Source organism: Niallia sp. 01092, assembly GCF_052318935.1.
GTDB lineage: Bacteria > Bacillota > Bacilli > Bacillales > Cytobacillaceae > Niallia.
Window position 1 is genome coordinate 34,387 of sequence record NZ_JBQRKO010000007.1, and the last position, 25,599, is coordinate 59,985.

19 protein-coding genes are annotated in these 25,599 nt (G+C 35.7%); 5 read left to right on the top strand and 14 right to left on the bottom strand.

Translation table 11 applies throughout. The features are described 5' to 3' along the window. Positions 1-102: 102 nt before the first annotated feature. The 6 genes from ACTXGU_RS08200 to ACTXGU_RS08225 all read right to left on the bottom strand — a co-directional run bounded on the left by ACTXGU_RS08200 (position 103) and on the right by ACTXGU_RS08225 (position 7,944). The gene (locus ACTXGU_RS08200) at positions 103-1,146 is read right to left on the bottom strand and encodes an ABC transporter substrate-binding protein (protein WP_443481022.1); all 1,044 of its coding nucleotides are present in this window, start codon (positions 1,144-1,146) and stop codon (positions 103-105) included. 522 nt (positions 1,147-1,668) lie between these two features. Then, a complete protein-coding gene (locus ACTXGU_RS08205; protein ID WP_443481023.1) occupies positions 1,669-2,652 on the bottom strand; it encodes an aromatic ring-hydroxylating dioxygenase subunit alpha in 984 nt (327 codons plus the stop codon). Between the two features lie 15 nt (positions 2,653-2,667). Then, positions 2,668-3,789 carry a BMP family ABC transporter substrate-binding protein gene (locus ACTXGU_RS08210; protein ID WP_443481024.1) on the bottom strand — a complete coding sequence of 374 codons (1,122 nt, stop codon included), beginning with the start codon at positions 3,787-3,789 and terminating at the stop codon, positions 2,668-2,670. Between the two features lie 314 nt (positions 3,790-4,103). Continuing rightward, positions 4,104-5,033 (bottom strand): ABC transporter permease, encoded by a 930-nt coding sequence (locus ACTXGU_RS08215; RefSeq protein WP_443481025.1) that lies wholly within the window; start codon positions 5,031-5,033, stop codon positions 4,104-4,106. A gap of 251 nt (positions 5,034-5,284) precedes the next feature. Beyond that, complete coding sequence (locus ACTXGU_RS08220) at positions 5,285-6,409, bottom strand: ABC transporter permease (protein ID WP_443481026.1); 1,125 nt, start codon at positions 6,407-6,409, stop codon at positions 5,285-5,287. Next, positions 6,406-7,944: an ABC transporter ATP-binding protein gene (locus ACTXGU_RS08225; protein ID WP_443481027.1), complete on the bottom strand. Its 1,539-nt coding sequence runs from the start codon at positions 7,942-7,944 to the stop codon at positions 6,406-6,408. Before ACTXGU_RS08225 ends, ACTXGU_RS08220 begins: the two co-directional genes overlap by 4 nt. 792 nt (positions 7,945-8,736) lie before the next feature. Here ACTXGU_RS08225 and ACTXGU_RS08230 point away from each other — a divergent pair. Further along, entirely contained in the window at positions 8,737-9,975 is a 1,239-nt protein-coding gene (locus ACTXGU_RS08230) for an MFS transporter (RefSeq protein WP_443481028.1), read from the top strand. Positions 9,976-10,173: 198 nt separating this feature from the next. Beyond that, entirely contained in the window at positions 10,174-11,442 is a 1,269-nt protein-coding gene (locus ACTXGU_RS08235; RefSeq protein WP_443481029.1) for a M20 family metallo-hydrolase, read from the top strand. A 184-nt stretch (positions 11,443-11,626) separates the two neighbouring features. Here the strand turns inward: ACTXGU_RS08235 and ACTXGU_RS08240 are convergent, their stop codons facing one another. The 8 genes from ACTXGU_RS08240 to ACTXGU_RS08275 form a co-directional block, all read right to left on the bottom strand. Further along, a complete protein-coding gene (locus tag ACTXGU_RS08240; RefSeq protein WP_443481030.1) occupies positions 11,627-13,105 on the bottom strand; it encodes an Lsa family ABC-F type ribosomal protection protein in 1,479 nt (492 codons plus the stop codon). Positions 13,106-13,592: 487 nt separating this feature from the next. Then, a complete protein-coding gene (locus tag ACTXGU_RS08245; protein WP_443481031.1) occupies positions 13,593-14,648 on the bottom strand; it encodes a Cfr family 23S rRNA (adenine(2503)-C(8))-methyltransferase in 1,056 nt (351 codons plus the stop codon). Between the two features lie 166 nt (positions 14,649-14,814). Beyond that, a complete protein-coding gene (locus ACTXGU_RS08250; protein ID WP_443481032.1) occupies positions 14,815-14,949 on the bottom strand; it encodes a hypothetical protein in 135 nt (44 codons plus the stop codon). A 329-nt stretch (positions 14,950-15,278) separates the two neighbouring features. Beyond that, positions 15,279-16,079, bottom strand: a complete 801-nt coding sequence (locus tag ACTXGU_RS08255; RefSeq protein WP_443481033.1) for a formate/nitrite transporter family protein — start codon at positions 16,077-16,079, stop codon at positions 15,279-15,281. A gap of 39 nt (positions 16,080-16,118) precedes the next feature. Then, entirely contained in the window at positions 16,119-16,844 is a 726-nt protein-coding gene (locus tag ACTXGU_RS08260) for a sirohydrochlorin chelatase (RefSeq protein ID WP_443481034.1), read from the bottom strand. Between the two features lie 97 nt (positions 16,845-16,941). Next, complete coding sequence (gene nirD, locus ACTXGU_RS08265; protein WP_443481035.1) at positions 16,942-17,259, bottom strand: nitrite reductase small subunit NirD; 318 nt, start codon at positions 17,257-17,259, stop codon at positions 16,942-16,944. Positions 17,260-17,301: 42 nt separating this feature from the next. Next, a complete protein-coding gene (gene nirB, locus ACTXGU_RS08270) occupies positions 17,302-19,707 on the bottom strand; it encodes a nitrite reductase large subunit NirB (RefSeq protein ID WP_443481036.1) in 2,406 nt (801 codons plus the stop codon). 729 nt (positions 19,708-20,436) lie between these two features. Further along, complete coding sequence (locus ACTXGU_RS08275) at positions 20,437-22,110, bottom strand: IS200/IS605 family accessory protein TnpB-related protein (protein WP_443481037.1); 1,674 nt, start codon at positions 22,108-22,110, stop codon at positions 20,437-20,439. Between the two features lie 613 nt (positions 22,111-22,723). Between ACTXGU_RS08275 and rpiA the strand changes: the two genes are divergently transcribed. The 3 genes from rpiA to ACTXGU_RS08290 all read left to right on the top strand — a co-directional run bounded on the left by rpiA (position 22,724) and on the right by ACTXGU_RS08290 (position 25,596). Beyond that, a complete protein-coding gene (rpiA, locus tag ACTXGU_RS08280; RefSeq protein ID WP_443481038.1) occupies positions 22,724-23,419 on the top strand; it encodes a ribose 5-phosphate isomerase A in 696 nt (231 codons plus the stop codon). Then, complete coding sequence (locus tag ACTXGU_RS08285; RefSeq protein WP_443481039.1) at positions 23,416-24,384, top strand: Gfo/Idh/MocA family protein; 969 nt, start codon at positions 23,416-23,418, stop codon at positions 24,382-24,384. Before rpiA ends, ACTXGU_RS08285 begins: the two co-directional genes overlap by 4 nt. Positions 24,385-24,669: 285 nt before the next feature. Then, positions 24,670-25,596: an HD domain-containing phosphohydrolase gene (locus ACTXGU_RS08290; RefSeq protein ID WP_443481040.1), complete on the top strand. Its 927-nt coding sequence runs from the start codon at positions 24,670-24,672 to the stop codon at positions 25,594-25,596. Positions 25,597-25,599: the final 3 nt, after the last annotated feature.

A 25,599-nucleotide genomic window follows, 5' to 3' on the forward strand; every position in this document is an offset into this window, starting at 1 on the left:
ACACCTCATTTTTCTTACTAAGAGGCTCAAACCGATATACATATTACTTTCAGTTTGAGCTCTCAAAACACGACACATATTAAAAACCTACTAAAAATAGTATTATTTTTCTCCCATCAATTGTTTAAATTGCTGTTTATCTTCATCACGTGTTTTTAATAAATCTTCTGTTGGTGCAGATAGTACATCGATTTCATCAAGTGTTTTTAATCCTTCAGGAGCTTCCATTCCTTTTCGGATTGGTGTATATCCAAGTTCTTTTGCTAAAGATTGGCCATCTTCTGATAAAACATAATCTACAAAGGCTTTTGCTGCAGCTTCATTTTTTGCTTCTTTCATGATGCCAACTGGTTCTGTAATTACTGGAACACCTTCTTTTGGATACACTACCTCAAGAGGAGAACCTTCTTTTTTAGAACGTGCTGCAATAAAATCAACTACCATGCCATATTGTTTTTCCCCACTAGCAACTGATTTTAATACTGCGCCATTACCTTGAACCACTGTTATCTTGTTATCATGTAACTTTTTAAAGTAATCCCAGCCAAAGTCAGTATCACGTCTCATAACGCCAACATTATAAGCAGCTGCTCCTGAATATAGAGGACTTGGCATAATCGCTTTTTCTTGCGCAGCTGATTCGGTTAAAACATTCCAGGAAGTTGGAAGTTCTTTTACTTTTTGAGTATTTACAGCGAGTACAGTGGACATAACTTTTGTCCCTGTATACATATGATCTTGATCAACAAAATCAGCAGGAATTTCGGATAATTCCTTTGATTCATAAGGCATTAATAAGTCCTGACTCTTTAAATTTTCAAAAGTTACATTATCAGCAACTAATAGTACATCCGCTTGTACACTTCCTGCTTGTTTTTCCGCTAACAATTTTCCAATTACTTCCTCTGTCCCCGAACGAAAAACTTTGACGTTTACATCTGGATATTTTTTATTAAATCCATTAACAAGTTCTGTTACATCTGTATCTGGCTGTGAAGTATAAAATTGAAGGGTACCTGAAACTGCTTCTGTAGAATCTTTTGCATTTTTATCTTTATCTGCCTCTGCATCCGTTTCCTCTGTTTTCCCACATGCGCTAACAATTAGAATAAAAGAAAGCAATAAAAAGATTAGTGATTTTTTCATGATAAAAAATTCCTCCTCGATATTACTTCTAATAATGCCTTGAATAAAAGTTCCATTTGCTCTTGTAAACAATTTTCCATTGTATTCCTTATCCAAGCTGTTGAAGCTATTCTACAATTTTTTACTCCATGCTCTTCTCTCTTCGTTACGACACGTTATGTACTTTTTTAAAAGAACTTTTTCTCCCTCGTAATTAATCTCCGTCTGTACAAGAAGTCTCTATATGTAAATCTATCTCATCCTAAACCTCCTTCCTAAATGTTAAAGCTCGTTTATAAAGTTCATATTTAGGAGAATTATAGAAATTTTAAAGGTATGTAAATCGTACTGCTGTTTATATTTACTTAAAAAAGAGTTTAAAAAATGAAAATGCCTTTCTTTCAATGGTTTAGAGGTTTATATAAGGATTCTTTTTGTAAAGTACAGGTAAGTTATTTACACTTACTTTACAAAACTGGGGATTAAAGAAACTCAAAAAAAACGCAGGAAAGGTAATAAAATATCCTTTCCTGCGTTTTTTTGTTATGCTGTTCCAAATGTTATGCCGACTTCTTGCAGCATTTTTCGATAAGCGATGCTGAGTCTGTCGCATGTAAGATGCAATTCCTCTTGTAGGTCTAATGGAAGCAGCTCTGGCTTTTGATTTTCCACAATGATTCGATCTTGTTCAAGGACCATATCTTGAAAATCGATAAAGAGCTTTGCATCCTCGTCTAAAGCGTAATTTCGCTCCATTATCATAAATGCTGTACTTTTTTGTTCATTATTTGGCAAGACCATTAGAAATAAATGAAAGTAATCATTTGAATCATCAATTCTTTTCTTAAAAGATACTAAAAGTGGATGAAAAACTTTATACGTATACCGTGAATTAACACCGTAGCCTCTTCCATCAGGATCAGGCTGGTACACTTCAATTTCATCTGTAACAAGCACTCCATCTTTTTGATGAACACGATAATCATTGATTTCTGAAAATTGACTATCTCCTAATAATCCTTCATGAATATACATCAAATGGGATACATCTAAAAAGTTTTCCACTACTCTTGGACCTGCAGCTTCTAATTCATATGGTCCCATTGGAACTCTTACTAAGGCTGGGTCATTTAATGGTTCATCACCAATTGTTGGTCTTTCTTGAATTGGCTCGCCAAGGCAAACCCAAATGAATCCATATTCTTCTGCACAAGCATAAGTAGTTGTTTTTGCTTTTGCTGGAATCGCCCTATTTTCAGGTAATGATGGAATACGTGTACATGTTCCACAATGATTGTATGTCCATCCATGATATGGACATACAATTTCATCATTTACTACTTTTCCAAGAGATAATGGCACTCCCCGGTGAATACATAAATCTTTAAAGGCATGAACGCCGTAGGTTGTCCGAAATACAACTACTTTCTTACCAAGTACTTCGACTGCTTTTGGTAGCCCCGTCAAATCTGTCGAAAGCATTACTGGATGCCATTGCTGAAGTAAAGCCCGATCTTGTACTAACATATTGAACATCCTCTCCTACTTTGTGGAAGGGATTTTCCCTTTGATCCCTTCTACAAACCAATTCATACTCAGAATATCTTCGTCCGATATATCTTTACCATCTGCGACTTTTTCTTTTCCGCTTTGATCTTTAATTGGACCTTGGAATACTGTAAGTTTTCCGTCTATGATATCTTGTTTTTTCGTATTAACTAAATCTTGAACATCCTTTGGCACATTTTTTCCGAATGGTGCAATATCAACCATTCCTTCTTTCAAACCATCAAAAGTTGCTCCTGATTTCCATGTACCATCCATCACACTTTGTACAACACTTACATAGTACGTTCCCCAATGTAAAGTAGGGTTAGTTATATAAGTATCAGGAGCATAGCGATTCATATCGGAATCATTTCCCATTCCCCAAACTTTACGTTCTGCTGCTGCTTGAATACCTGCAGGGGAATCTTGATAGTTTGCTAACACATCTACCCCTTGATCTAATAAACTAACCGCTGCTTGTCTTTCTGTCGCAGGGTCGAACCATGTGTTGCTCCATACTACTGATACTTCGATATCAGGATTTACACTTTGAGCTCCTAAAGTGAAAGCATTAATAGTGTAGATTACCTCTGGAATTGGAAATGCTCCTACGTAACCGATTTTATTGTTTTTCGATAATTTTCCTGCTGCAATTCCTGCTAGATAGCCAGATTCATAGCCTCGTCCTTGGTATGTGCCCATATTTTTTGCTTGTTTATATCCTGTTGCATGCATAAAAACTACATCTGGATATTTTTGTGCAACATTATAAGTAGGATCCATGTATCCAAAACTTGTGGTGAAAATAATGTCATTTTTTTGTGCCAATTCTTCAATCACTCGTTCAGCATCTGGTCCTTCTGGAACGTTTTCAACCACAGTTGATTTTATGCCAAACTTTTCATCCACCATTTTTCTTCCTTCATCATGCTGAAATGTCCAACCGCCATCTCCTGGAACACCTATGTATACAAATGCAACTTTAGGCTTATCCTTTTTCTCTGTCTGTCCACTATTATTTTCTTTTTTAGAATCATTTGTCGTAGATGCCTGAGAACAGCCCGTTATTAAAGCAGCTACAAGTAAAAATACGAATAATTGAAATAACTTTTTCAAGTTATGTCCCCCTTTTTTAATAATAAAATTGTTTTTTACTAACGCTTTTTCGTATAGATTGGTGTTATTTAACCCGCAGCCTGAATACACTTCGCTTTCCGCAGACGAGCGCCGAGCCTCCTCGTCGCTATGCTCTGCTTAAGTCTCGTCTTTCTCGATTTTCTAAGCAGGAGTCTACGTGTATTCAGGCTGCTCCGTGCTTCAACCAAGTTTATTGTTTTATTCAAAAACAATAAACTTTTAGAAAACAGCCTTTACTAAATAGAAATGATTTAGCTAGTGTTAATATTTTGCATCACATCCCTTACAAACTATTAAAATCTTTGTTCACGGAAATAAGGAACACCTAATGATTTAGGCTCTAATCGCGGTTTTTTTCTATTTTTCCAACCAATAAACATAAGCACTAAAATGGTTGCAATATATGGGATCATTTTAAGGAAATAAGATGGAATTCCAATATTAAACAGTTGAACGCGGAATCCTAAAGCATCAAGCCCCCCGAAGAAATACGCACAGACAATTGCAAGAAGCGGGTTCCAACGGGCAAAGATAATAAGTGCAATCGCGATCCAGCCTCTCCCAGCTGTCATTCCTTCAATCCAGTTTGGCGAGTACACCATAATTAAATAAAATCCGGCAAACCCCATTAACATTGAACCAGCTATAACATGGAGGTAACGAGTTTTTATAACGGAAATTCCCATTACATCTGAAGTCGATGGACTATCGCCAACTGCCTTTAAATGCAGGCCCCATGATGTTTTGAACATATATAAATATAAAAGAACACTTAAAGCGATGCTGATCCAAATAAATATATCCAAATGAGAAAAGATCTTGCCGATAAATGGAATTGGTTCAAGCCAAGATAAATGCACTTTTGGCACAGAAACAGATAAAGGAGCACCAGCTACCGATTTTCCTAAATAAGCACTAAATCCTGTACCAAACAACGTAATAGCGAGCCCAGAAACTATTTGGTTAGCACGCAATGTGATACATAGAATGGCATGAATCAATCCAAGTACTCCAGAAGCCAATAAAGCAGCCAAAAGTGTCAGGAACAAGCTGTCTGTTTTTATAAAAGTAATGCAGGAAATAACTGCTCCAATAAGCATAATTCCTTCTGTTCCTAAATGGATTACACCAGCTTTTTCACTTAAAATCCCGCCTAATATAGCAAATAATAAGGAGGATCCCGAAGAGATGGCTGCTGCAATGATTAAAATCGTTATTTCCATGGAAATTCCCTCCGTTCTTTGCTTTACTGCTTTATATAAGCTCTTTTCATATAGATTGTTGTTTTTTAACCCGCAGCCTGAATACACTTCGCTTTCCGCGGACGAGTGCCGAGCCTCCTCGTCGCTATGCTCCTGCACAAGTCTCGTCTTTCTCGCTTTTTCCGCAGGAGTCTACGTGTATTCAAGCTGCTCAGTACTTCAACCATGTTTATTATTTTTTTCAAAAACAATAAACTTTTAGAAAACAGCCTTTATATATTATTTTTCCTCCATTTAACACGATACTTACTGAGCATCTCACCACCGATTAAGCAGAAAAGGATGGATCCTTGGAGCATTAATGACATTGAGGAAGGCAGCCCAATGGTTTGGACACTAAATCCGCCAACCGTTAATCCCCCAATAAAGATAGAACTAACAATCATTGCCCAAGGGTTCAGTTTTGCCAGCCATGCGACAATAATTGCCGTATATCCATAACCAGGAGAAATCCCATACATGAGACGATGAGCTACTCCCGACACTTCCAGCATTCCTGCCAACCCTGCTAACCCACCACTTATCATCATCACAATAAGTATATGTTTATTAATCCGAATTCCTGAAGATGCTGCTGCTGACGGATTTGCCCCAAGCAATCGCAGTTCATATCCCCAACGAGTTTTTGCTGTTACAAAGGCAAAGAGCAGTACGATAATCAGCGCTATAATAACCCCAATATGCAGTCTTGTCCCCCCTATGTTCGCCAGCATTTGAAATGGAGTAAAGATGGCTGTTCCAGGAAAGTTAAACCCTTTTGGATCTTTCCACGGGTCAAATACAAAATAATCCAATAGCAATAACGCAACATAGTTTAACATAAGGGAAGTAATCAATTCATTGACTTGAAAATATGTACGTGGTATTGCCGTAAACAACCCCCATACCGCTCCAAATAATACTCCGGCTATCACCATTAATGGGATATATACTGGTCCCGGTAAATTTGGAAAATAAATTGTTACTGCAGTAGCACCAATTGCGCCTACAATAAATTGTCCTTCTGCGCCAATATTCCAAATTGATATTCTGTAAGCTATAGCAACACCAAGTCCACATAATAGAAGCGGGATTGCTTTTACTAAAGTTTCACTAATTCCAAAACTGGACCCAAATGCTCCATTTACCATTTTTCCATAAATAGTGATTGGATTCATTCCATTTAGTAGTATAAACAATGCACAAATTAGGAGAGCGACGACAATCGATACGATTGGCACCCAAAATCCCCCTGACTTTTTTAACGGATCATATTCTAGAGTGAACGGAAGGAAGGATAATTTATTCCTTTCTTTTATGTTCACACTTTGTTGTTCAAGAGATGCTTTTTGACTCATACAACGGCTCCTTCCTGCTCACTTAATCCAGCCATTAACTGTCCGATGTACTCCTTATCTGCTTCTCCTCTTGCCAGCACTCCACTGATTTTGCCGTTATATAATACAAGAATTTTATCCGACAATTGCATAACTTCGTCCAAATCTTCTGAAATTAATAGAACTCCGCTTCCAGCATTACGTAAATCTACGAGCATATGATGAACAGCTTCTGTCGCTCCCACATCTAATCCTTGGGTAGGATGAACAGCAATCATCAATTTTGGATTTTGATCTATTTCTCTTGCAAACAATAATTTTTGCTGGTTTCCACCTGACAGCTGCCTCACTGGACTATGCAAGTCTGGTGTACGCACATCAAATTTTTTAATAAGCTCAGATGCCCATTCTTCGTTTTGTTTCTTTTGGAGCAAGCCGTATTTTGTTCGTTTGTTTGTCCGATATGTTTTTGCAAGCAAATTGTCGATTGATCCAAGGCTGCCAGCAAGTCCACTTTTCATGCGGTCTTCAGGAATATGAGCAATTCCTTTATCAATTAATGTTTGTACAGAAGGAGACTGTAAATTTTCTCCACAAAATACTACCTTTCCATTCTCCCAAGGCATCAAACCTGTTAACGCTTCAGCTAACTCTTTTTGCCCATTTCCAGCAACACCGGCAACACCAACAATTTCATGTTCATGAATCGTAAAACTGGCACCATTTATCGCATTTATACCATGCTCAGCTTTTACTATTAATCCTTCTACTTCAAGAATTGGATTTCCTATTTGTTTTGTTTGGACAGAAATACCATTAGTCATTTCACGTCCCACCATTAATTGTGCCAGCTCTTCTACCGAGGTATCCTTCTTATTCATTTCGGCAATCATTTTTCCTTTTCTCATTACGGAAATGCGATCAGAAATTGCCATTACTTCTTTTAATTTATGTGTCGTAATAATCATTGTTTTTCCGTTATTTTTCAGTTCTTGCATCGTTTGAAACAGCTGATCTGCTTCACCAGGCGTTAATACAGATGTTGGTTCATCAAAAATAATGATGTCCGCCCCACGATAAAGGGTTTTAATGATTTCTACACGCTGTTGTTCTCCAACCGACAGCTGCCATATTGGGACATTCGTTGGAAACGGCAGTCCATATTTTTCAGCAATTGCTTCTATTTCCTTTTTCTTTTTATTCCGCCAAGAAGCCCCTCGCCAAATATTGCTTTTTTCTCCTAAAATAATATTTTCAATGGCTGTTAATGTTTCAACTAGCCGAAAATTTTGATGAACCATGCCGATGCCCAATTCCATTGATTCCTTCGGAGATCGAATGCGAACCGTATTTCCATGTAAAGCAATGGAACCGCTGTCTGCTTTATAAATTCCGGAAAGCATACTCATAATGGTACTTTTCCCAGCTCCATTTTCACCTAATAATGCATGAATTTCCCCTCTATTGACAAAGAAGTTGACATGATCACTGGCTACTACTTCACCAAATTTCTTTACTATGTCCTTCATCTCAACTGCGTATTGTGATCGTGGCATTAACTCACCTCATCTTTTCATAAGAAAGCCTCATCAAACATTGTATGAATATTCTAAATTATGAACCAATTAGACTAGAAAGTCCATAAACGTGTAAGATAATCTTACAAAACTAGTTTTAGAACAAGCTTCCTTTAAGAAAAAAATCATTTTAAAATAGCATATTTTTTCAAACTCTTCGGAAAATCCCCTACGAAACAAAGGACTTTTATAGAAAAAAAAGGCTGTTTTCGTATAGATTGTTGTTAGTTAACCCGCAGCCTGAATACACTTCGCTTTCCGCGGACGAGCGTCGAGCCTCCTCGTCGCTATGCTCCTGTGGGGTCTCGTCTTTCTCGCTTTTCCCGCAGGAGTCTACATGTATTCAGGCTGCTTAGTGCTTCAACTATGTTTATTGTCTTATTCAAAAACAACAAACTTTTAGAAAACAGCCAAAAAAAACCAATAATAAACTCCTATAAATATATGGAATCTATTTTTCTATAGAAAATGCTTATTTACATTACAGAAAACTGTACAAATAATTTTCTTACAAAACTTTTTCTTTCCACTTTTAAAAGATCAAGAGATTTTCTGCGAAACGTATAGACAACTATAAAGATGACTAGTAACATAACTTAAGGCAATTTTATTCAAAACTGTCTTCCCGCTTTGCGGAACAAATAAAAAGCCCATTAAAAAAATTTTAAAACTATTTAGGACTTATTCGTCATCCTAATATAGTACGACGGGAGGTATTAAGAAATTATATAAGTACAAAAAAATAACTTTCAACTTAATTGGAGGAAAAATATGAACGGAAATACAACGAATAGTTCAAGTATGAACAAATCAGAAAAAATTACCCCTTATCAATGGAAAACTCTTTGGTCATCCACCGTTGGCTATGCAATGGATGGATTGGACATGATGATTTTAGCTTTTACCATGCCATTAATTATGGCATACTTTGCAATCAACCAAGCTCAGGCAGGAAGCATTTCTACTGTTACACTTTTAGGAGCAGTAGTCGGTGGAATTGTTTTTGGCATTTTAGCCGATAAATTTGGACGTGTTCGTGTTTTTACATGGACGATCTTAATTTTTTCCGTATTTACAGGTCTATGTGCTATCGCACCAAATTTAGAAACATTCTCTGTTTTCCGATTCCTTGCTGGTCTTGGACTTGGCGGCGAATTTGGAATTGGAATGACGCTTGTAACAGAAACCTGGCCTAAAAAATATCGTTCTCGTGCAACATCTATTGTTGCGGTTGGATTCCAGCTTGGAATTGTGCTGGCTACTTTAACAGTAATGTATATTTCACCAGTGTTTGGATGGCAAGGGGTGTTTGTAGCTGGTGTGCTGCCTGCTCTCTTCGCTTTTTGGTCGCGTAAAAATTTAGAAGAACCCGAAATTTGGACAAAGCTTAAAAACGAAAATAAAAATAAAATTGCCATTGGTCAATTGTTTTCTTCACCTAGTACAACAAAAACAACTATAGGATTAATTATTGCAACAAGTGTACAAAACTTTGGTTTTTTTGGAATAATGACATGGATGCCTACTATGCTGGCAAATGAACTTGGCTACAGCTTTAATAAAACGACCATGTGGACAGTTGCTACCATTTCAGGGATGATTATTGGAATTCTTGTTTTTGGCTATCTTGCTGACAAAATTGGAAGAAAGCCTTCCTATTTAATTTATTTATTTGCTGCATCTATCATCGTCTGGATTTATTTCCAACAAACATCTACAACTGCCCTTTTACTTCTTGGAGCAGTGCTTGGATTTTTTGTAAATGGAATGATGGGTGGCTATGGAGCACTATTAGCGGAGCATTATTCAACAGAAGCAAGGTCAACAGCGGAGAATGTTATCTTTAACCTTGGTAGAGCCATCGCTGGTTTTGCTCCGTTTATAATCGGATATATTTCGTTAAACCATTCTTTAAGCTATGCGCTTAGCTTATTATCTGGAATCTATGTATTATCAGCTTTAGCCTTTATTTTTTTAATTCCTGAAACAAAGGGCAAAGAACTTCGTTAATTAAGTAACTTCCCTTCAACTTTTATATGAAGGGAAGTTATTTTTTTTAAAGCAACCATTTAAGAATTTTAACAAATAAGTGTGAACTTTATTTGCTATAATAATAGAAGAAATAATTAATATCAGAAAATTCAGGAATACATAATCCCGGATGCTAATGCTCTTGCACAAAATTTCCAAACAAATAGGAGACATTTTATGGAACTGAAGAAACGATATGAAGCTCTTTTAAATAACATTAATCAATATAATTCAGGACAAGTGGGCATAACTAGAGTTGCTTATTCGAATGAAGAGCAAGCTTGCACCCATGCATTTATGCGATTGTGCAAAGATGAAGGCCTTGATATTCGTTTAGATAGCTGTGGCAATCTTATTGCTAGAAGGGAAGGAAAACAAAACGATTTGCCTCCTGTTGTGATGGGATCCCATTTAGACACTGTATATCAAGGTGGAAAATATGATGGAGCTGTTGGAGTTACTGCTGCTCTGGAAGTAATTAAAAGATTAAATGAAAAAAATATTGTTACCGATCATCCAATTGAAATCATTTCATTTGCTTGTGAAGAATCATCTCGCTTTGGCGTTTCAACTGTTGGAAGCAAAGCAATGGCTGGATTAATCGAAAAGGAAAAATACCGTTTCTTAAAGGATCGAGATGGAATTACAATGGAAAAAGCCTTTTCCCATTGTGCCCTCCACTTTAATCAAATTGACACTGCAAGCAGAAAAGGTGAAAAGTTCAAATTATTTTTAGAGCTTCATATTGAGCAAGGTCCCGTTCTTATAAATGAAAACAAAAAAATCGGCATTGTTACAGGCATCGCAGCACCAGCGAGATTTATTGTTAAAATAAAGGGAAAAGCATCCCACTCAGGCACAACACCGATGAATATGCGACAAGATGCCTTGCTTGGAGCATCTGAAATTGCCCTTGAATTGGAAAAAGCAGCAAATCAAGAACATCATTACGAGACAGTCGCAACTGTGGGTGTGTTGGATCTACCTTTAGGGGCGATGAATGTAGTTCCAGGAAAAGTGGAAATAAAGGTAGATATCCGGTCTTCCTCTACTGAATCAAGACAACGAGTAATAGATTATCTCTTCCAGACTATCTCTATGATTGAAAAAAATCGACAATTAGTGATAGACTGCGAGGAAATCAGTATGGAAAATCCTGTATTGCTATCATCTGAGATTGTACATGATTTAAAAACAATTTGTGAAGACCATAGTTTACCTTATAAAATAATGCAAAGCGGTGCAGGGCATGATGCAATGAACATGACGATATTCGGACCAGTTGGCCTTATTTTTATCCCATCTGTTGATGGATTAAGCCATCATCCAGATGAGCATACTGACCTTGATGATATTTTAGTAGGAATTGATTTGTTGGAAATGATTGTACTGCAGCATGCAAGTATAGGTCCTGTTCTGACAAATCTGGGAAATGACTATATGTAAATAGCAAGATTATATCCACGTTCAATCAAAAACCACCCAATATGGGTGGTCAGGCTGCCCGCAAAACGTTCGCTCTCTTCTTCAACTTTAAGCCCTAAAATACAAATGAACGCCGATTCCTCAAGAATGGCGCCCTATAGTTTAATACTAATTTACTGATTATATCTTCAATTCTTCCTATTTACTACATAGATATAGTTTTTGTTGCAACTATTTGCTGAAATGCCTGATCATGCTCAACAATAACCATTGTGGGATTAAATCTTTGAATAAGCTCTTCAATCTGCATACGCGAATAAATATCAATAAAATTTAACGGTTCATCCCAAATATATAAATGAGCTTTTTCACATAAACTTTTGGCTATAAGCAGCTTTTTCTTTTGTCCACCAGAATAATGAGATATATCTTTCTCAAATTGAATTCGGTCAAAATCCATCTTACGTAGGATGGATTTAAATAATGTTTCATCAATCTCATGCTCTTCAATAAAGTCCGATAACAGTCCCTTCAAATGAGAAGTATCTTGTTGGACATAGGAAATAATGAGGCCTGAACCTAAATTCATTGAGCCTGTATACTGTATCGGATTTCCTAGAATTAGTTTTAGGATACTACTTTTTCCGCTTCCATTCTTTCCATCAAGTACAATACGGTCACCTTGTTCAACTTTAAAGCTAATTGGCTTATTCACTATTTTGTCATCGTACTTAATAGACACATCAGACAAAACAATCAATTCATTTGACTGAAATTCCAATGGTTCTAATTTTAATGACTCGGTTTTTTCCACATTCTTTAGCAGTTTAGACTTTTCCTCAATAGCTTTTTGTTGCCTTAATTCAAGGTTCTTTGCTCTCTTCATCATCTTTGCCGCTTTATGTCCTACAAAACCCTTATCCAATTTAGAACCCGAATTTGTTGTCCCGTTTTTGGAAGCTTCCACTTGACTAGACCAACCTGCTGAACGCTTTGAAGACTGTTTTAATCTCCCGATGTCTTTTTGTAGACGCTGATTTGTTGCTTCTTCGTGTTCCTGCTGTCTATCAAAATTTAACTTCCAGGAAGAATAGTTACCACTTTGCACTTCAATATTTGCTCTATTTATAGATAAGATATGGTCAACGCATCCATCTAAAAAAATTCTGTCATGTGAAATTAAAATAAACCCTTTTTTCTTCCTTAGATAATTAGAGACCATCTTTCGTGCATCAGTATCTAGATGATTGGTTGGCTCATCAATTAATAGAAATTGACCCTCAGTCAAAAAAAGTGCAGCAAGCAACACCTTTGTTTGTTCTCCATTTGATAATGTTTTAAATGGTCGGTACATGACCTCGGCATCAACATTTAGATAGGATATTTCACGAAGAATTTCCCAATCTTCTGCTTGGGGGCAAATTTCTTCAATAATTTCATGAGTATACTTGTTTTTATCCGAAACTGGATAAGGGAAATAATTAAATTCTACCGAAGAAATGATTTTCCCACTATACTCATAATTCCCTAATAATAAATTAAAGAATGTTGTTTTACCTCGTCCATTTCTACCGATAAACCCAAGTTTCCAATCCGTATCTATTTGAAAGTTTACACCTTCAAAAATATTGTCAAAGCTACCTGGATAAGAAAAAGTTAAGTCTTGAACTTGTATCATTGACATGATAATTCCTCCTTTGTATATAAACACTTTTTACTTTTTATACAAAGTCGGCACATCCATCTATTCTAAATTTCTCCGTATAAGTTTGATGGATATTAACGACTTATACGGAGTATTACATGCGTAACAATAGTGTCTGAATTGCTCATTTCTCTCTCTCCTTTATTTATTAGATTAAAGTTACAGATTAAAAAATATTATTCTTAACTATAAGAGAATAAAAAATCCTCCCAATTTGCAATTGGAAGGATTAGTCTTTCACTTATATAAAATAAGTTCTTTTTTGCCATTGGAATCATGACAAATAAAGTGTAAACTGATTTATAAAAATGGATAGACTAACCCTATATTTTGTAGTTTGAAGTTATTCATTTCAAATAAAAATATAGATTAGTTAATCATTGTCCATCCATCAGTCCTCTCATAATTATATTTTTATATTAACAAATTTTTTTATGGAATACAATTCAATCATCTTCACCTCAAATTACTGCTTGTTGCTCTTTTGATAATTTCCATACAATTGACCACAAGCAGCATCTATTTCAATTCCAAATTGACTTCTAATGGTCACTTTGAGCCCTGATGATTTTAATTCTTTATAAAAATTAACAACACGACTTTCGTCCACTTCATCAAAACTTAAAGGTGAACTAACGGTTGGGTTATATCTGATTAAATTTACATGATATAGACTCCCTGCTTTATATCGACCTTTTAAAAGACTTACTAATTCTTTAGCATGGTCAATTGAATCATTTACACCAGGTAACATAATATAAGCAATGTAAACTTTTCTGGAAGTTACTCGTATATGCTCATCTAATGTATCCAACACATCTAAAAATGGATATCGAATATTAATCGGCATCAACTTACTTCGTTGCTCATTAAAAGGAGAATGTAACGAGAACGTCAAGTTAACTTGCGGATAATTCTGAGTCATTTTTTTGATGCTTGGTATAATACCAATAGTTGAAATAGATAACCTACGAGGGCTTAAAGCAAACAGTGTAGGATCAGTGAGTACATCTAAGGCATCAAAAATTTGTACATTGGCTAATGCTTCTCCCATCCCCATAAAAGAAATACTATCAATTGAATGACCTTGTAAGTGAAAATGGAGAATTTGGTCAGTAATTTCATCCGAAGTCAAATTCCTTTTTAATCCAATGTCACCTGTTGCACAAAATTTACACCCAAAATTACATCCGCACTGAGAAGATATACAAAATGATTCCCACCCAGCTTTATATTTCATATTAACCGTTTCTACTTTTTCATTTCCAGAAATTTCAAATAAGACTTTAGTGACTTGCTCAGAATGTTTTTCCTTTAAAGGAAAAACATCTAAAATAGACTCTCCAAATTCTTTAACTAAAATTTCTCTTAACGATTTTGGAAGTACATTAATTTCATTGAATTTATCTATTCTTTCTTTAAAAATAGCATTCAATATTTGTTTCATTCTAAAATTAGGGTAATTATGTTCCCTTAAGAATTCTTTTATTTTTCTATATTTATTAATTTTTCTTAATTGCATGTTTCTCACCTTCCATAAGACTCTCTAATTTTTTGTGAGTAAATAGAAGGGAGTTTATCTATCCTTTAAGATAAAAAAGAACATAAAAAGCACCGATAAAATTATCGGTGCTAGACATTAATATCAAAATATGCACAAATAAATAAAGTCATTCATTTGTATTTTGTCATAGATGCAAAGCTCCGATAACTGTTTTTATATGGTTGTATAGCATAAAAAAGGACAGACTACTCCCTTTGTCCGCTAAATCATTACCGATTTTTGTATTTTTTCCAAATAAAATTCTATAAACAGTTAACATCGCTTACACCTCCCTTAGTCAAATTTATCATTGAGTAATCTAACATAAAAGTGAATATATGTAAAGTGTAATCCTAGAATTATTGCAAAACTAACCCAATTAGTTTAAGTGGATTTCCTCACAATCTTCACTATACAAGTTACCTTTTTATTCAACAATCAGACCGATTGCGGAACAAAAAAATCCTGCATATTATACAGGACTTTAATCAAACTTTATTATAAATTATCGAACTTTATTTTAAATTAACAAAAGTATAGCTGGAGTATCTTTCGTCACAATATCAACCTTCTTATCATCACTCCACAATTAAGGTTCACTATTTACATTTACGCTTGCTTCCTAATTGACCTTACCTTTCCTTTGTTCCTTTCTGAAATGTTGTACCAATATGCTGCGCCTACGAACACTGCTCCTCCAATAATATTACCAATGGTTGCCGGTACTAGATTGGCAAACATACCGGCAATAGAAATCGTTTCTGGATGTGGAATAATAAGTGCAATGGTTAAAAGTGTCATGTTGGCAACACTATGCTCGAACCCAGATGTAATAAAGGCAAATAAGCACCAGAAAATCATCATTAATTTTGCCGTTTCTTCTTTGAGCTTTACAGAGCACCAAACTGCTAAACATACTAAAATATTACATAAAATTCCACGAATCAATAATTCCACAAATGGCGCATTCATCTTTGCCGCTGCAGCATTTGTAATAAAGTCTGCAACACCTTCTATTGCTAAGCCAGAATAACTAAATAAAAGTGCAACTAAAATAGAACCAAGAAAATTGCCAACATAACTGTATAACCAAACCTTCCCAGTATCTTGCCAAGTTGTTTTCTTTTCTAATACACCGATTGTCATTACCATATTATTTCCTGTAAACAAGTCAGCACCAGCCATAATAACAAGACTTAACGCAACCCCAAATGAAACACCCATAAGGATTTTGGTACCGGCAAATGCGCTTGGAGCCAGTATTCCTCCAATAGAAAAAATAAGAATAATTCCCAACCCTACAAAAAAACCGGCTAACATTGCACCTATCAAATATTTACTCTTACTTGTTTGTAAAGATGTAATTTTTGCAGCTGCTGTATTACTAATGGCAGTTATGACCTCTCTCATTTTTTCTTCCTTCCTCCTTTTTTAAATATTATTAATCACTCAAACTACTACTAATTTATCGTATTGCTCTTGCATTCTCTCTAACAGGATTTCTTTCATTAACAAATCGTATTGCAAATGCCCGCATAATGTAACATCTTTCGTACATGCTGCTATTTTGCTTTCCATTCTTTTCAGCAACAATCCTGAAAACAATAAATATGGCATCACATATATTGTTTCAAATTGTTCCTCTAATTTGATCAGCTCCGCATCAAAACTGGGAGTTCCTACTGCTAAAAAAGCAGTCGCAACCGGCATATTTATTTTTTTTACAATTAAATTCGCTATTTCTAATAGTTTCAAACCCGGCTCTGGATCACTGCTTCCTCTGCCAACCAAAAGAATAATACCATCACTGTTTTTTCTACAAGCATTAATTCTTTTTACTACTAAATCCACCATTTTTTCATGAATATCAAATGGAGTTGTAATAGTGAAGCAAACGGTTGGATATTTTGCTTGTATTCGATTCAGCACTTCTGGAATATCTTTTTTAAAATGAGCAGCACTAAATAAGAGAACCGGCACAACAAGAATATCTTTAGCACCATTTTGAATTACTTTTTCCATCGTTTCTTCAATTGAAGGAGAAGCTAGTTCTAAAAAGGCAACTTCCTGAACAGGCATCGAAACACTTTCCATCATATTTTCAATAAATGTGTAAAAGTTTTGTATTCCTTCTTGTAAACGGCTGCCATGGCCAATATATACAACAGCATCCATTAGTTATCACACTTCCATTCTTTAATTTCTAATACATGTTGCACTTGAAAGGCCCTGCCCCAACAAATGCAACAAATCCACTGTCCATTTCCATTTGTTAAACCGTTAAATAAATATAGCCATCGATTATTTTTGTTTCGAACGTTTCTACACAGCCATTATCCGGCTTTTGCACTTCTCCTGTCATCAATGAAATTTTCCAATCATGGAGGGGGCAAAACACAAACTCTCCTGATACAATTCCTTCTGCCAAAGGTCCATTTTTATGTGGACAACGGTTGCTGATAGCCCGGACATTTCCTTCTGATAAATGAAATAATGCAATTGACTGTCCTTTTACCTGTACGTCTTTTCCAATTTGTTTTGGTAAATCTACTAGTTTCATAAGTTTAATCGATTCTTTCGTTGTAGTCATTTCCATTCCCCCAAACAGATGATTTCATTCTATTCCTCATTATTATCCTTTTACTACTTCGTACATCTCTTTTTTCTCTTTATTATTCAGAACCAATGACCATGCTTCTGTATAAGTGTTTTTTGCTTTATTAAAACGCTCAACAAGCATTGAAATATTTTCTTCTTTTAATAAAGTTTCTTTCACAAATGCTGTTCCCATACGTTCCACCCATGGTGCTGTACGTTCTCCGTAATTTGCATGTTCCCTGTACAATTGCACGTACGCTTTTGCTATTGTGATTACTTCTTCTTCTGTTTGCACCGTAATCAGCTCATCACATTCTCGTACTTCTGTACCGCCGTTTCCTCCAAAATATAGTTTGTAGCCGTTTTCCACACACACTACACCAAAATCTTTTGTCAGCACTTCTGCACAGTTTCTTGGACAACCAGTAACACCCATTTTCATTTTATGTGGTGTATCAACCATCTCAATTGCTTTCTCCAATTTAATCCCCAAGCCCAATGAATCTTTTGTACCAAAACGGCAGAACTGGGAACCAACACATGATTTCACATTGCGAAGTGATTTAGAATAAGCATAACCGGAACGCATTCCCAACTCTTCCCATACCTGTGGTACATTTTCTTTTTTCACTCCATACAAACCGATGCGGCTTGCTCCTGTTATTTTCACTAATGGCACATTGTATTTTTTTGCAACTTCTCCAAGGCGAATTAACTCTTCTGCTGTTGTTGTACCTCCATACATGCGTGGAATAACAGAAAATGTTCCATCTTTTTGAATATTCCCTTCCATCTTTTCATTTACAAAACGGGAAGCTTTATCATCTTCATATTCTTCTGGGAAAAGCATACGCATGTAGTAATTTAACGCAGGACGACATTTAGAACATCCTTCTTCATGAGCAAACTCTAATACATTTCGCACTTCTTTCGGAGATTTCAAGCCTTTTGCAATAATGTAAGAAACAACTTCATCTCGTGTTAACGGTGTACAGCCGCACATGCCAGTTTTTTGAGCAGATGCATCAAAGCTGTCTCCCAATGTATGCGCTAAAAGACTTTCTACCATTGGTTTACATTTTCCACAAGAGTCACCAGCTTTTGTACAGCCTTTTACTTCTTCAAATGTTGATAAACCTTGCTCTAAAATTGTTTGTACGATTGTTCCTTTTGTGACACCATTACAGCCGCAAACTGTGTCTTCTGCACTCATTGAAGCAACCAAATCTTCCTCACTGTCCTGACCTGGTTTGCTTAAAACAGATGTACTTGTATATTCACTAATATCTGCCTGTTTTTTCAGCAAATTAAATAAGCGGTTCCCATCTGATGCATCTCCATATAGAACAATTCCGACGATTTTATTATCTGTTACAAGAATTTTTTTGTATTTTTTTGCAAATTGATCATGAACGATAATAGCTTCTGTTTCGGCATCTTCATGAATTTTACCACCTGAAAACAAGTCACATCCGGCTACTTTTAACTGTGTTGATAAAATACTTCCTTGATATCCATTACTATCTCTGCCAGTAATACGATCGGCTAATGCTATTCCTTGTTCATAAAGTGGTGCAACTAATCCGTACACGATGCTATTATGCTCAGCACATTCACCAACAGCATAAATAGCAGGATCAGAAGTACCCATATAATCATTTACTATGATTGCTCTATTTACATCAAGCCCAGCTTCTCTTGCAATCGCAACATTGGGACGTATTCCTACCGCCATCACTACTAAATCACATTCAACTGACGTCCCATCTGTAAATTTTATGCCCTGCACTCGATCTTCTCCGTAAATTTCCATTGTTTGTTTTTCCATTAAAAACTTCATGCCTTGTGCTTCTAAATCTTTTTTTAACAATTCAGCTGCAGCTGTATCTAATTGCTGTTCCATTAATGTCGGCATAATATGGACTATATGTACATCCATTCCTCTGTCAATTAATCCTCTTGCAGCTTCTAAACCAAGAAGACCGCCGCCAATTACAACTGCTTTTTTAAATTTTTTAGCTGTTTCCATCATTTTCTCAGTATCATCAATAGTACGGAATCCAATAACGCCTTCTAAATCACTGCCTGGTATAGGTAATATAAAGGCGTTGGATCCTGTTGCAATAATTAATTCATCATAATTAATATTATTTGCTTTATCTGTTACAACTTTTTTATGTTCTCGATCAATTTTTATTACACTTTCTCCCGTTAATAAGGTAATATTATTATCTTTGTACCAATCCCAATCATTAATATTAATATCCTTAACGGTGGTTTTCCCTTGTAAAATATTTGAAAGCATGATGCGATTGTAATTAGGATAAGGTTCTTGTCCAATGATGGTAATGTCAAAAATTTGTGAATCTCTTTTTAAAATCTCCTCGATAGTTCGTACACCAGCCATCCCATTTCCAATCATAACCAATTTCTTTTTCATCTTGATACCTCCAAAGATAGTTTGGGTCTTTTGCTAATTTTCATTAATCATATAATTCAGATAACTTTGTTTTTTAGTAATTTCTTTTGTATTTATATAAAGGCTCTTTTCGTATAGATTGTTGTTATTTAATCCGCAGCCTGAATACACTTCGCTTTCCGCGGACGAGTGCCGAGCCTCCTCGTCGCTATGCTCCTGTGGGGTCTCGTCTTTCTCGCTTTTCCCGCAGGAGTCTACGTGTATTCAGGCTGCTCAGTACTTCAACCATGTTTATTATTTTATTTAAAAACAACAAACTTTTAGAAAACAGCCTATGCAAAAGAGTATTTTAAATACATCTTTTATGTTTTTATTATAACGGGAAATTCAGAAAAAAAAGTTTCTATTTATTACAATATTATGAACGATGTGCATTGAACTATCCCCACTTAGCAAGCTTGAAGTGGAGGATTCCTAAATTCAAAAAGCCAAAGGAACCTTATCCGCTCAACGAGATAAGTTAGCCATACAAGATGTTAGAAGAGTCCCTTTCAGGACAACCTGGCATACAGTTCTTTCTATGTAAGCAAATGCTTGTAGCTGGTACATCGACTTTCATTTGTATGGAATCGTTTGACACTCCTGTAATGCACCCAAACCTAGACACGACATATATGCACGCATATATGCTTTTATATCTGCTCCGGTATCGTGAGTAAGTATTTGGTACAAGAGGTTCAAGTTATTTATTTAAGCGAAAACTTTCTTTAATTGTTTTGTTTCTATTTCAGTTAATCGTTGGTGTGTAAAGTCAATACCATTAAAAGGTTTATTTACATTAAATAATTGATAGAGCATGGTTGTTCGAACATTTAATTTCTTATTTAAGGCAGACCACTGCTTCCAATAAGGTTGTTGATGACGGACGATATGATGACGAAGTACCTGTGGTGCTTTTTCTTTATGACCTAAACCTTTTCGGCCAATGGTATAACTGGCGGCTTGATGAATAGAAATACCAAATTTACGCATATACTTGAGTTTTCCTATAATGGATGTATAAGCTGGATTCACTTTTAAAACTGCCACTCCCATCTTTTCCGCACGACTTTCAATCGCTTGCGCCATTTTACGATAAGCGAATACACTTTTTAAACGGTTGGTGCTCTTATTTCCGTATACATTACCCGTTTTAGATAGCGTGGTATCAATGTCTTCCATTACAATTGGTTTATTTTTACGAACAGCAATATCTACTAAAGCAATAGCTTCTGCTTCAATAGTTTTAATAGTTTGACCAGTTGTTTTTCGATGTAATGAAAACGCCAATTTACCACTTTCTAAAAAGTTTCCATCCTTTGATACATTTGTCCACGCAAAGTGATCAACATTACAATCAACTCCAATGACACCATCAGAAGTAGAGAAGTTAACAAATGTCTCTTCTTCTACATCGATTAGGCACTTAATGATGTAATAATTACCGTGATCTTCGATGGACCACGAAATAGGTTTACCGTTGGCCTTTTTGTCTTTGCAATTTCTTTGTTGCAGAACAGCTTTGTTGACTTGTTCTTGACCGTAAGGGAACGCTGCTTTTGGAAACGTTACTACTTTTCCTCCTAAGGAGGTCATATACAAGTCCTTTGTTCCCGGATTATAGTTAAACACAAAGTTACCAGCCGCAGAATCTTTACGTCCTGAAATCAATACTTGCTTGTTTCGTGCAGCTAAAAAGAGCGCTCTCCAAGACTCGTGATCTTGGACAAACGCTTCTTTCGTAAATTGGTGTTTAAACAGCTTTTTGGTTCCAAATACAACGCTAGAAATGTGTTTCTTTAGCTTTTCTTTTTTACCCTCTAAACGGAAAAGGCGATGTTGTAAGCGTCCAATTTTCGCTTTTATTCGTTTAATCGTTACATCAAGATACTGATGTTCAAACAGATATGTATTCATCCAAATGAAGGACTGATTCTTACACTCTAGCGAAACGATTCCACTAGGATGTAGAGCGTATTTTCTGTTTTTAGGAAACTGTAGGTTTCCTTTCATACAACTTTCTTTCATCTTTCGAAAGATTGTTAAAAAAGAACGTTCTGTTTTTAACTTCTTCTTGATTTTTTTAATCTTTTCATCGGTTTGTTTTATATACAATGCGTTTAGTTCGTTTTGAGATTTAAGAAGAGCTTGCGATTCACGAATAATACTATTTGCAACATAATCATTTACACCAAACTTTTTCTTTACCACTAAATGAATGCTGTCTTCGTACAAGTCGCGCTTCAAACGCTTTTGGCGGATCAGCGTTTGAAACGTAAATCTCTTCGCACGGTTAAATAACTCATTTAAAGTGGTCGTTTCGGCTAGCGTTATAGGATCTAATTCCTTTTTTAATATGTGTTTTGAAAAGTACGCTTTCTTCATCTTTTCTCCCTCCTACCGAACTGACGTTCTATCTGTTACTAAATAGTTTATAACAAGAGAGGGAATTTTTGCAACTAGAAGTCAATAAAACGAAAAAAATACCGATTCATCCCCTACCTACTCACTTGACTTCGCCCTTAACGTTCCTTGAGGTAGGGGTCTTCTCGGTTAAAATAATAAAAACCAGCCGTTTACAATCCTACATTGTCCTTTTTACCTATGGCTTTTTTTGTATAGATTGTTGCTTTTTAACCCGCAGTCTGAATACACTTCGTCCGTTTAGCGAGCGTCAAGCCTCCTCGTCGCATACGCTCCTGTGGGGTCTCGTCTTTCTCGTATTCCCACAGGAGTCTACGTGTATTTAGTCTGCTGAGTACTTCTTTTCTCCCATTTTTTTACGTAATAAACAAAAAACTTTAAGAAAACAGCCTTACCTATAAAGAGATATTTTTTAAAAATAACCGTAACTCTAAAACATCATTCTGCAATATTTGTATTTAGTGAAAAACAATAAACACCTTTAAAATTCTTCTACTATCTCCCTAATAATTGACAGAAAAAAACAGGAGGCGTACACTATAGATGCAATTAAAATACTTGCTGGAGGTGGATGATGAGTACTGATAATATTAAAAAACGATGTGCAAAGGAAGCGCTGCAATTTATTCATCCAAACACAATAATTGGGTTGGGCGGCGGCAGCACCATTGCTTATTTAATAAACTATATCCAATCTACTAATCTTGCTGTTAAAATTGTAACCCCTTCCACAAAAACTAGGATGCTTTGTATAAACAATGGATTAGAAGTTCTTCCTACAAGCAGTGTAGAGAAAGTGTCCGTTGCCTTTGACGGCTGTGATGAAGTAGATGAACAGCTTTTCGCTTTAAAAAGCGGCGGTGGGATTCATACAAAGGAAAAATTAATTGCAAATATGGCAGAAGAATATATCCTTCTCATTGATGAAAGTAAATTCGTTCCTTCTTTAACATGTAAACATCCAATTGTATTGGAAATTTTAGAAGACAGCTTAACCTATGTAGAGAAAAAGATACATGAAATCGGAGGAAAATGCAGCATTCGTCATTCCGCTGAAAAAGATGGGTACACAATAAGCGACAACGGCAATTTATTAATGGATGTACATTTTGAAAAAGTAGATGATTTTACTACTCTGCAAGAGAAATTAAAATCTATATGCGGCGTTGTAGAAACCTCTTTATTTACAAAAGAAGTCACAAAAGTACTGATAGCAAAAGAAACTGGTTTTCAAGTAATCTCCAAAAATAATGATGGGGTGATAGCATGACAAAATTGAATTGGGCTATTTTAGGACCTGGAACGATTGCAGCAGAATTTGCACAGGCGATTAATGAACTGAACAGCAGCGTTTATGCAGTTGGATCACGAACGTTGGAAAAAGCAGAACAATTTGCGAAAACATATCAAGTACAAAAAGCTTACGGCGACTACAAAGAAATGCTCCAAGATGAAAAAATAGATGTTGTCTATATTTCTACTCCTCACTCGAACCACTATGAATATATTATACAAAGCTTAAAAAATAATAAACACGTACTTTGTGAAAAAGCGATTACAGTAAACAGCCAGCAGCTGGACGAAATTGTACGATTAGCGGATGAAAAACAGTTAATTGTAGCAGAAGCGATGACTATCTATCATATGCCATTATTTAAAAAGCTGCGAGAAGTAGTGCAATCAGGAAAAATTGGCCACTTAAAGATGGTTACTGTTTCATTCGGCAGCTGTAAAGAAAACGATGCAACAAACCGATTTTTTAATAAGAATTTAGCAGGTGGGGCACTTTTAGATATTGGTACATACGCACTTTCTTTCACAAGATTTTTCCTTTCGAGCCAACCTGATGAGATTATCACAACGGTAAAAGAATTTGAAACAGGCGTAGATGAACAATCGGGTATTGTATTAAAAAATGGAGATAATGAAATGGCTGTCATAACATTAACGATGCGAGCAAAAATGCCAAAACTAGGCGTAGTTGCAGGTGATGAAGGCTATATAACTGTTGAGAATTTCCCTAGAGCAGCAAAAGCAACCATTACTTATCTTGACGGTTCACAAGAAATCATAGAAGCTGGCGATACTGCAAAAGCATTGCAGTATGAAATCGAAGATATGGAACAATATATCATAAACAAAAGCAGCAAAGAAACATTGGAATTATCTTTAGATGTGATGGATATCATGACAGAAGTAAGAAATCAATGGGGCATTAAGTATCCGTTTGAATAAACAATTACTCTATTTAGATGGTGAAAAAACGCTTGTCTTTCTAGAAAATAATTCCATCAAGATAATAATAGCAAGCGTTTTCAACCATCCCCCTTTTTAAAAAACCGCATAAAATTTTGATAAATTCTCCTCCTCCACAAAACCACTAATTTTTACTTGTATTTGCAATAAATGTATGTTAAATTATTATATTAGTCTTAAACTATTAATCTATTATTCTATTGTCATCTTTGTCCTAATTAAACTACGCAGCATGACCCCTGGCTTTAGGGAGGTAAAAATCAAATGAAAAAGAATATTCTTACTCGACTACGTGAATACCCTATTGCATTTGCTTGCATTATTGCCATTTCCTTATTATTAATCTGGTTCCTTGTGTATTCTACAAATGGAGCTAGCAATGTTTATGTGCATTTATTTTATTTTTCGATTATTTTAACTGCTTATGGTTTCGGAAGATTTGGTGGTTTATTTGTTGGGATTTTAGCTGGGCTATTAATGGGACCATACATGCCCTTTGATGTGATAAAAAACATTCAGCAAGCTGCTTCCAATTGGGAGATCCGCCTATTATTTTTTGCTTCTATTGGTTTTCTAGCAGGATTATTATTCGAACGCTTTCAGAAACAAAAAGAATATTTAGATGAGGTTGGTACTTCTATTATTTCTTCATTGGCAAATACAGTAGAAGCGAGAGATAAATATACGAATGGACATTGTATCAATGTAATGACGCTGGCTGTTGCCCTTAGTAGAGAACTAAAGCTGTCTCGTACAGAAGAAACTAATATTAAATGGGCAAGCTTGATACATGATATTGGAAAAATAGCCATTCCCGAAGATATATTAAATAAACCTGGAAAATTAACAAAAGAAGAATTTGAAATTATACAAAAACATCCTGAAATTGGAGCGAAGATTATCGAGCCGCTTGAAAACTTGTCTGTTTTACTTCCTGGGATAAAGCATCATCATGAATCACTTGATGGGACCGGCTACCCTGATGGCTTAAAAGGAGATGAAATACCGCTGCAGGCAAAAATCATTGCAGTTGCTGATGTATGGGATGCACTGACATCTGATCGTCCTTACCGAAAAGGAATGCCCGCAGATAAAGCAGCTCAAATTTTAATGGACATGGCAGGAAAGAAATTAGATCCAAACCTCGTTTCTATCTTTTTGAAAAAGGTAGTCAAAATAGAAGCAACTTAATTT

Excerpts from the sequence above, each read along its gene's own strand:
- ACTXGU_RS08200 (WP_443481022.1), bottom strand. The coding sequence starts at position 1,146 with ATGAAAAAATCACTAATCTTTTTATTGCTTTCTTTTATTCTAATTGTT.
- ACTXGU_RS08205 (WP_443481023.1), bottom strand. The coding sequence starts at position 2,652 with ATGTTAGTACAAGATCGGGCTTTACTTCAGCAATGGCATCCAGTAATG.
- ACTXGU_RS08215 (WP_443481025.1), bottom strand. The coding sequence starts at position 5,033 with ATGGAAATAACGATTTTAATCATTGCAGCAGCCATCTCTTCGGGATCC.
- ACTXGU_RS08220 (WP_443481026.1), bottom strand. The coding sequence starts at position 6,409 with ATGAGTCAAAAAGCATCTCTTGAACAACAAAGTGTGAACATAAAAGAA.
- ACTXGU_RS08225 (WP_443481027.1), bottom strand. The coding sequence starts at position 7,944 with ATGCCACGATCACAATACGCAGTTGAGATGAAGGACATAGTAAAGAAA.
- ACTXGU_RS08230 (WP_443481028.1), top strand. The coding sequence starts at position 8,737 with ATGAACGGAAATACAACGAATAGTTCAAGTATGAACAAATCAGAAAAA.
- ACTXGU_RS08235 (WP_443481029.1), top strand. The coding sequence starts at position 10,174 with ATGGAACTGAAGAAACGATATGAAGCTCTTTTAAATAACATTAATCAA.
- ACTXGU_RS08240 (WP_443481030.1), bottom strand. The coding sequence starts at position 13,105 with ATGTCAATGATACAAGTTCAAGACTTAACTTTTTCTTATCCAGGTAGC.
- ACTXGU_RS08245 (WP_443481031.1), bottom strand. The coding sequence starts at position 14,648 with ATGCAATTAAGAAAAATTAATAAATATAGAAAAATAAAAGAATTCTTA.
- ACTXGU_RS08250 (WP_443481032.1), bottom strand. The coding sequence starts at position 14,949 with ATGTTAACTGTTTATAGAATTTTATTTGGAAAAAATACAAAAATCGGT.
- ACTXGU_RS08255 (WP_443481033.1), bottom strand. The coding sequence starts at position 16,079 with ATGAGAGAGGTCATAACTGCCATTAGTAATACAGCAGCTGCAAAAATT.
- ACTXGU_RS08260 (WP_443481034.1), bottom strand. The coding sequence starts at position 16,844 with ATGGATGCTGTTGTATATATTGGCCATGGCAGCCGTTTACAAGAAGGA.
- nirD (WP_443481035.1), bottom strand. The coding sequence starts at position 17,259 with ATGACTACAACGAAAGAATCGATTAAACTTATGAAACTAGTAGATTTA.
- nirB (WP_443481036.1), bottom strand. The coding sequence starts at position 19,707 with ATGAAAAAGAAATTGGTTATGATTGGAAATGGGATGGCTGGTGTACGA.
- ACTXGU_RS08275 (WP_443481037.1), bottom strand. The coding sequence starts at position 22,110 with ATGAAGAAAGCGTACTTTTCAAAACACATATTAAAAAAGGAATTAGAT.
- rpiA (WP_443481038.1), top strand. The coding sequence starts at position 22,724 with ATGAGTACTGATAATATTAAAAAACGATGTGCAAAGGAAGCGCTGCAA.
- ACTXGU_RS08285 (WP_443481039.1), top strand. The coding sequence starts at position 23,416 with ATGACAAAATTGAATTGGGCTATTTTAGGACCTGGAACGATTGCAGCA.
- ACTXGU_RS08290 (WP_443481040.1), top strand. The coding sequence starts at position 24,670 with ATGAAAAAGAATATTCTTACTCGACTACGTGAATACCCTATTGCATTT.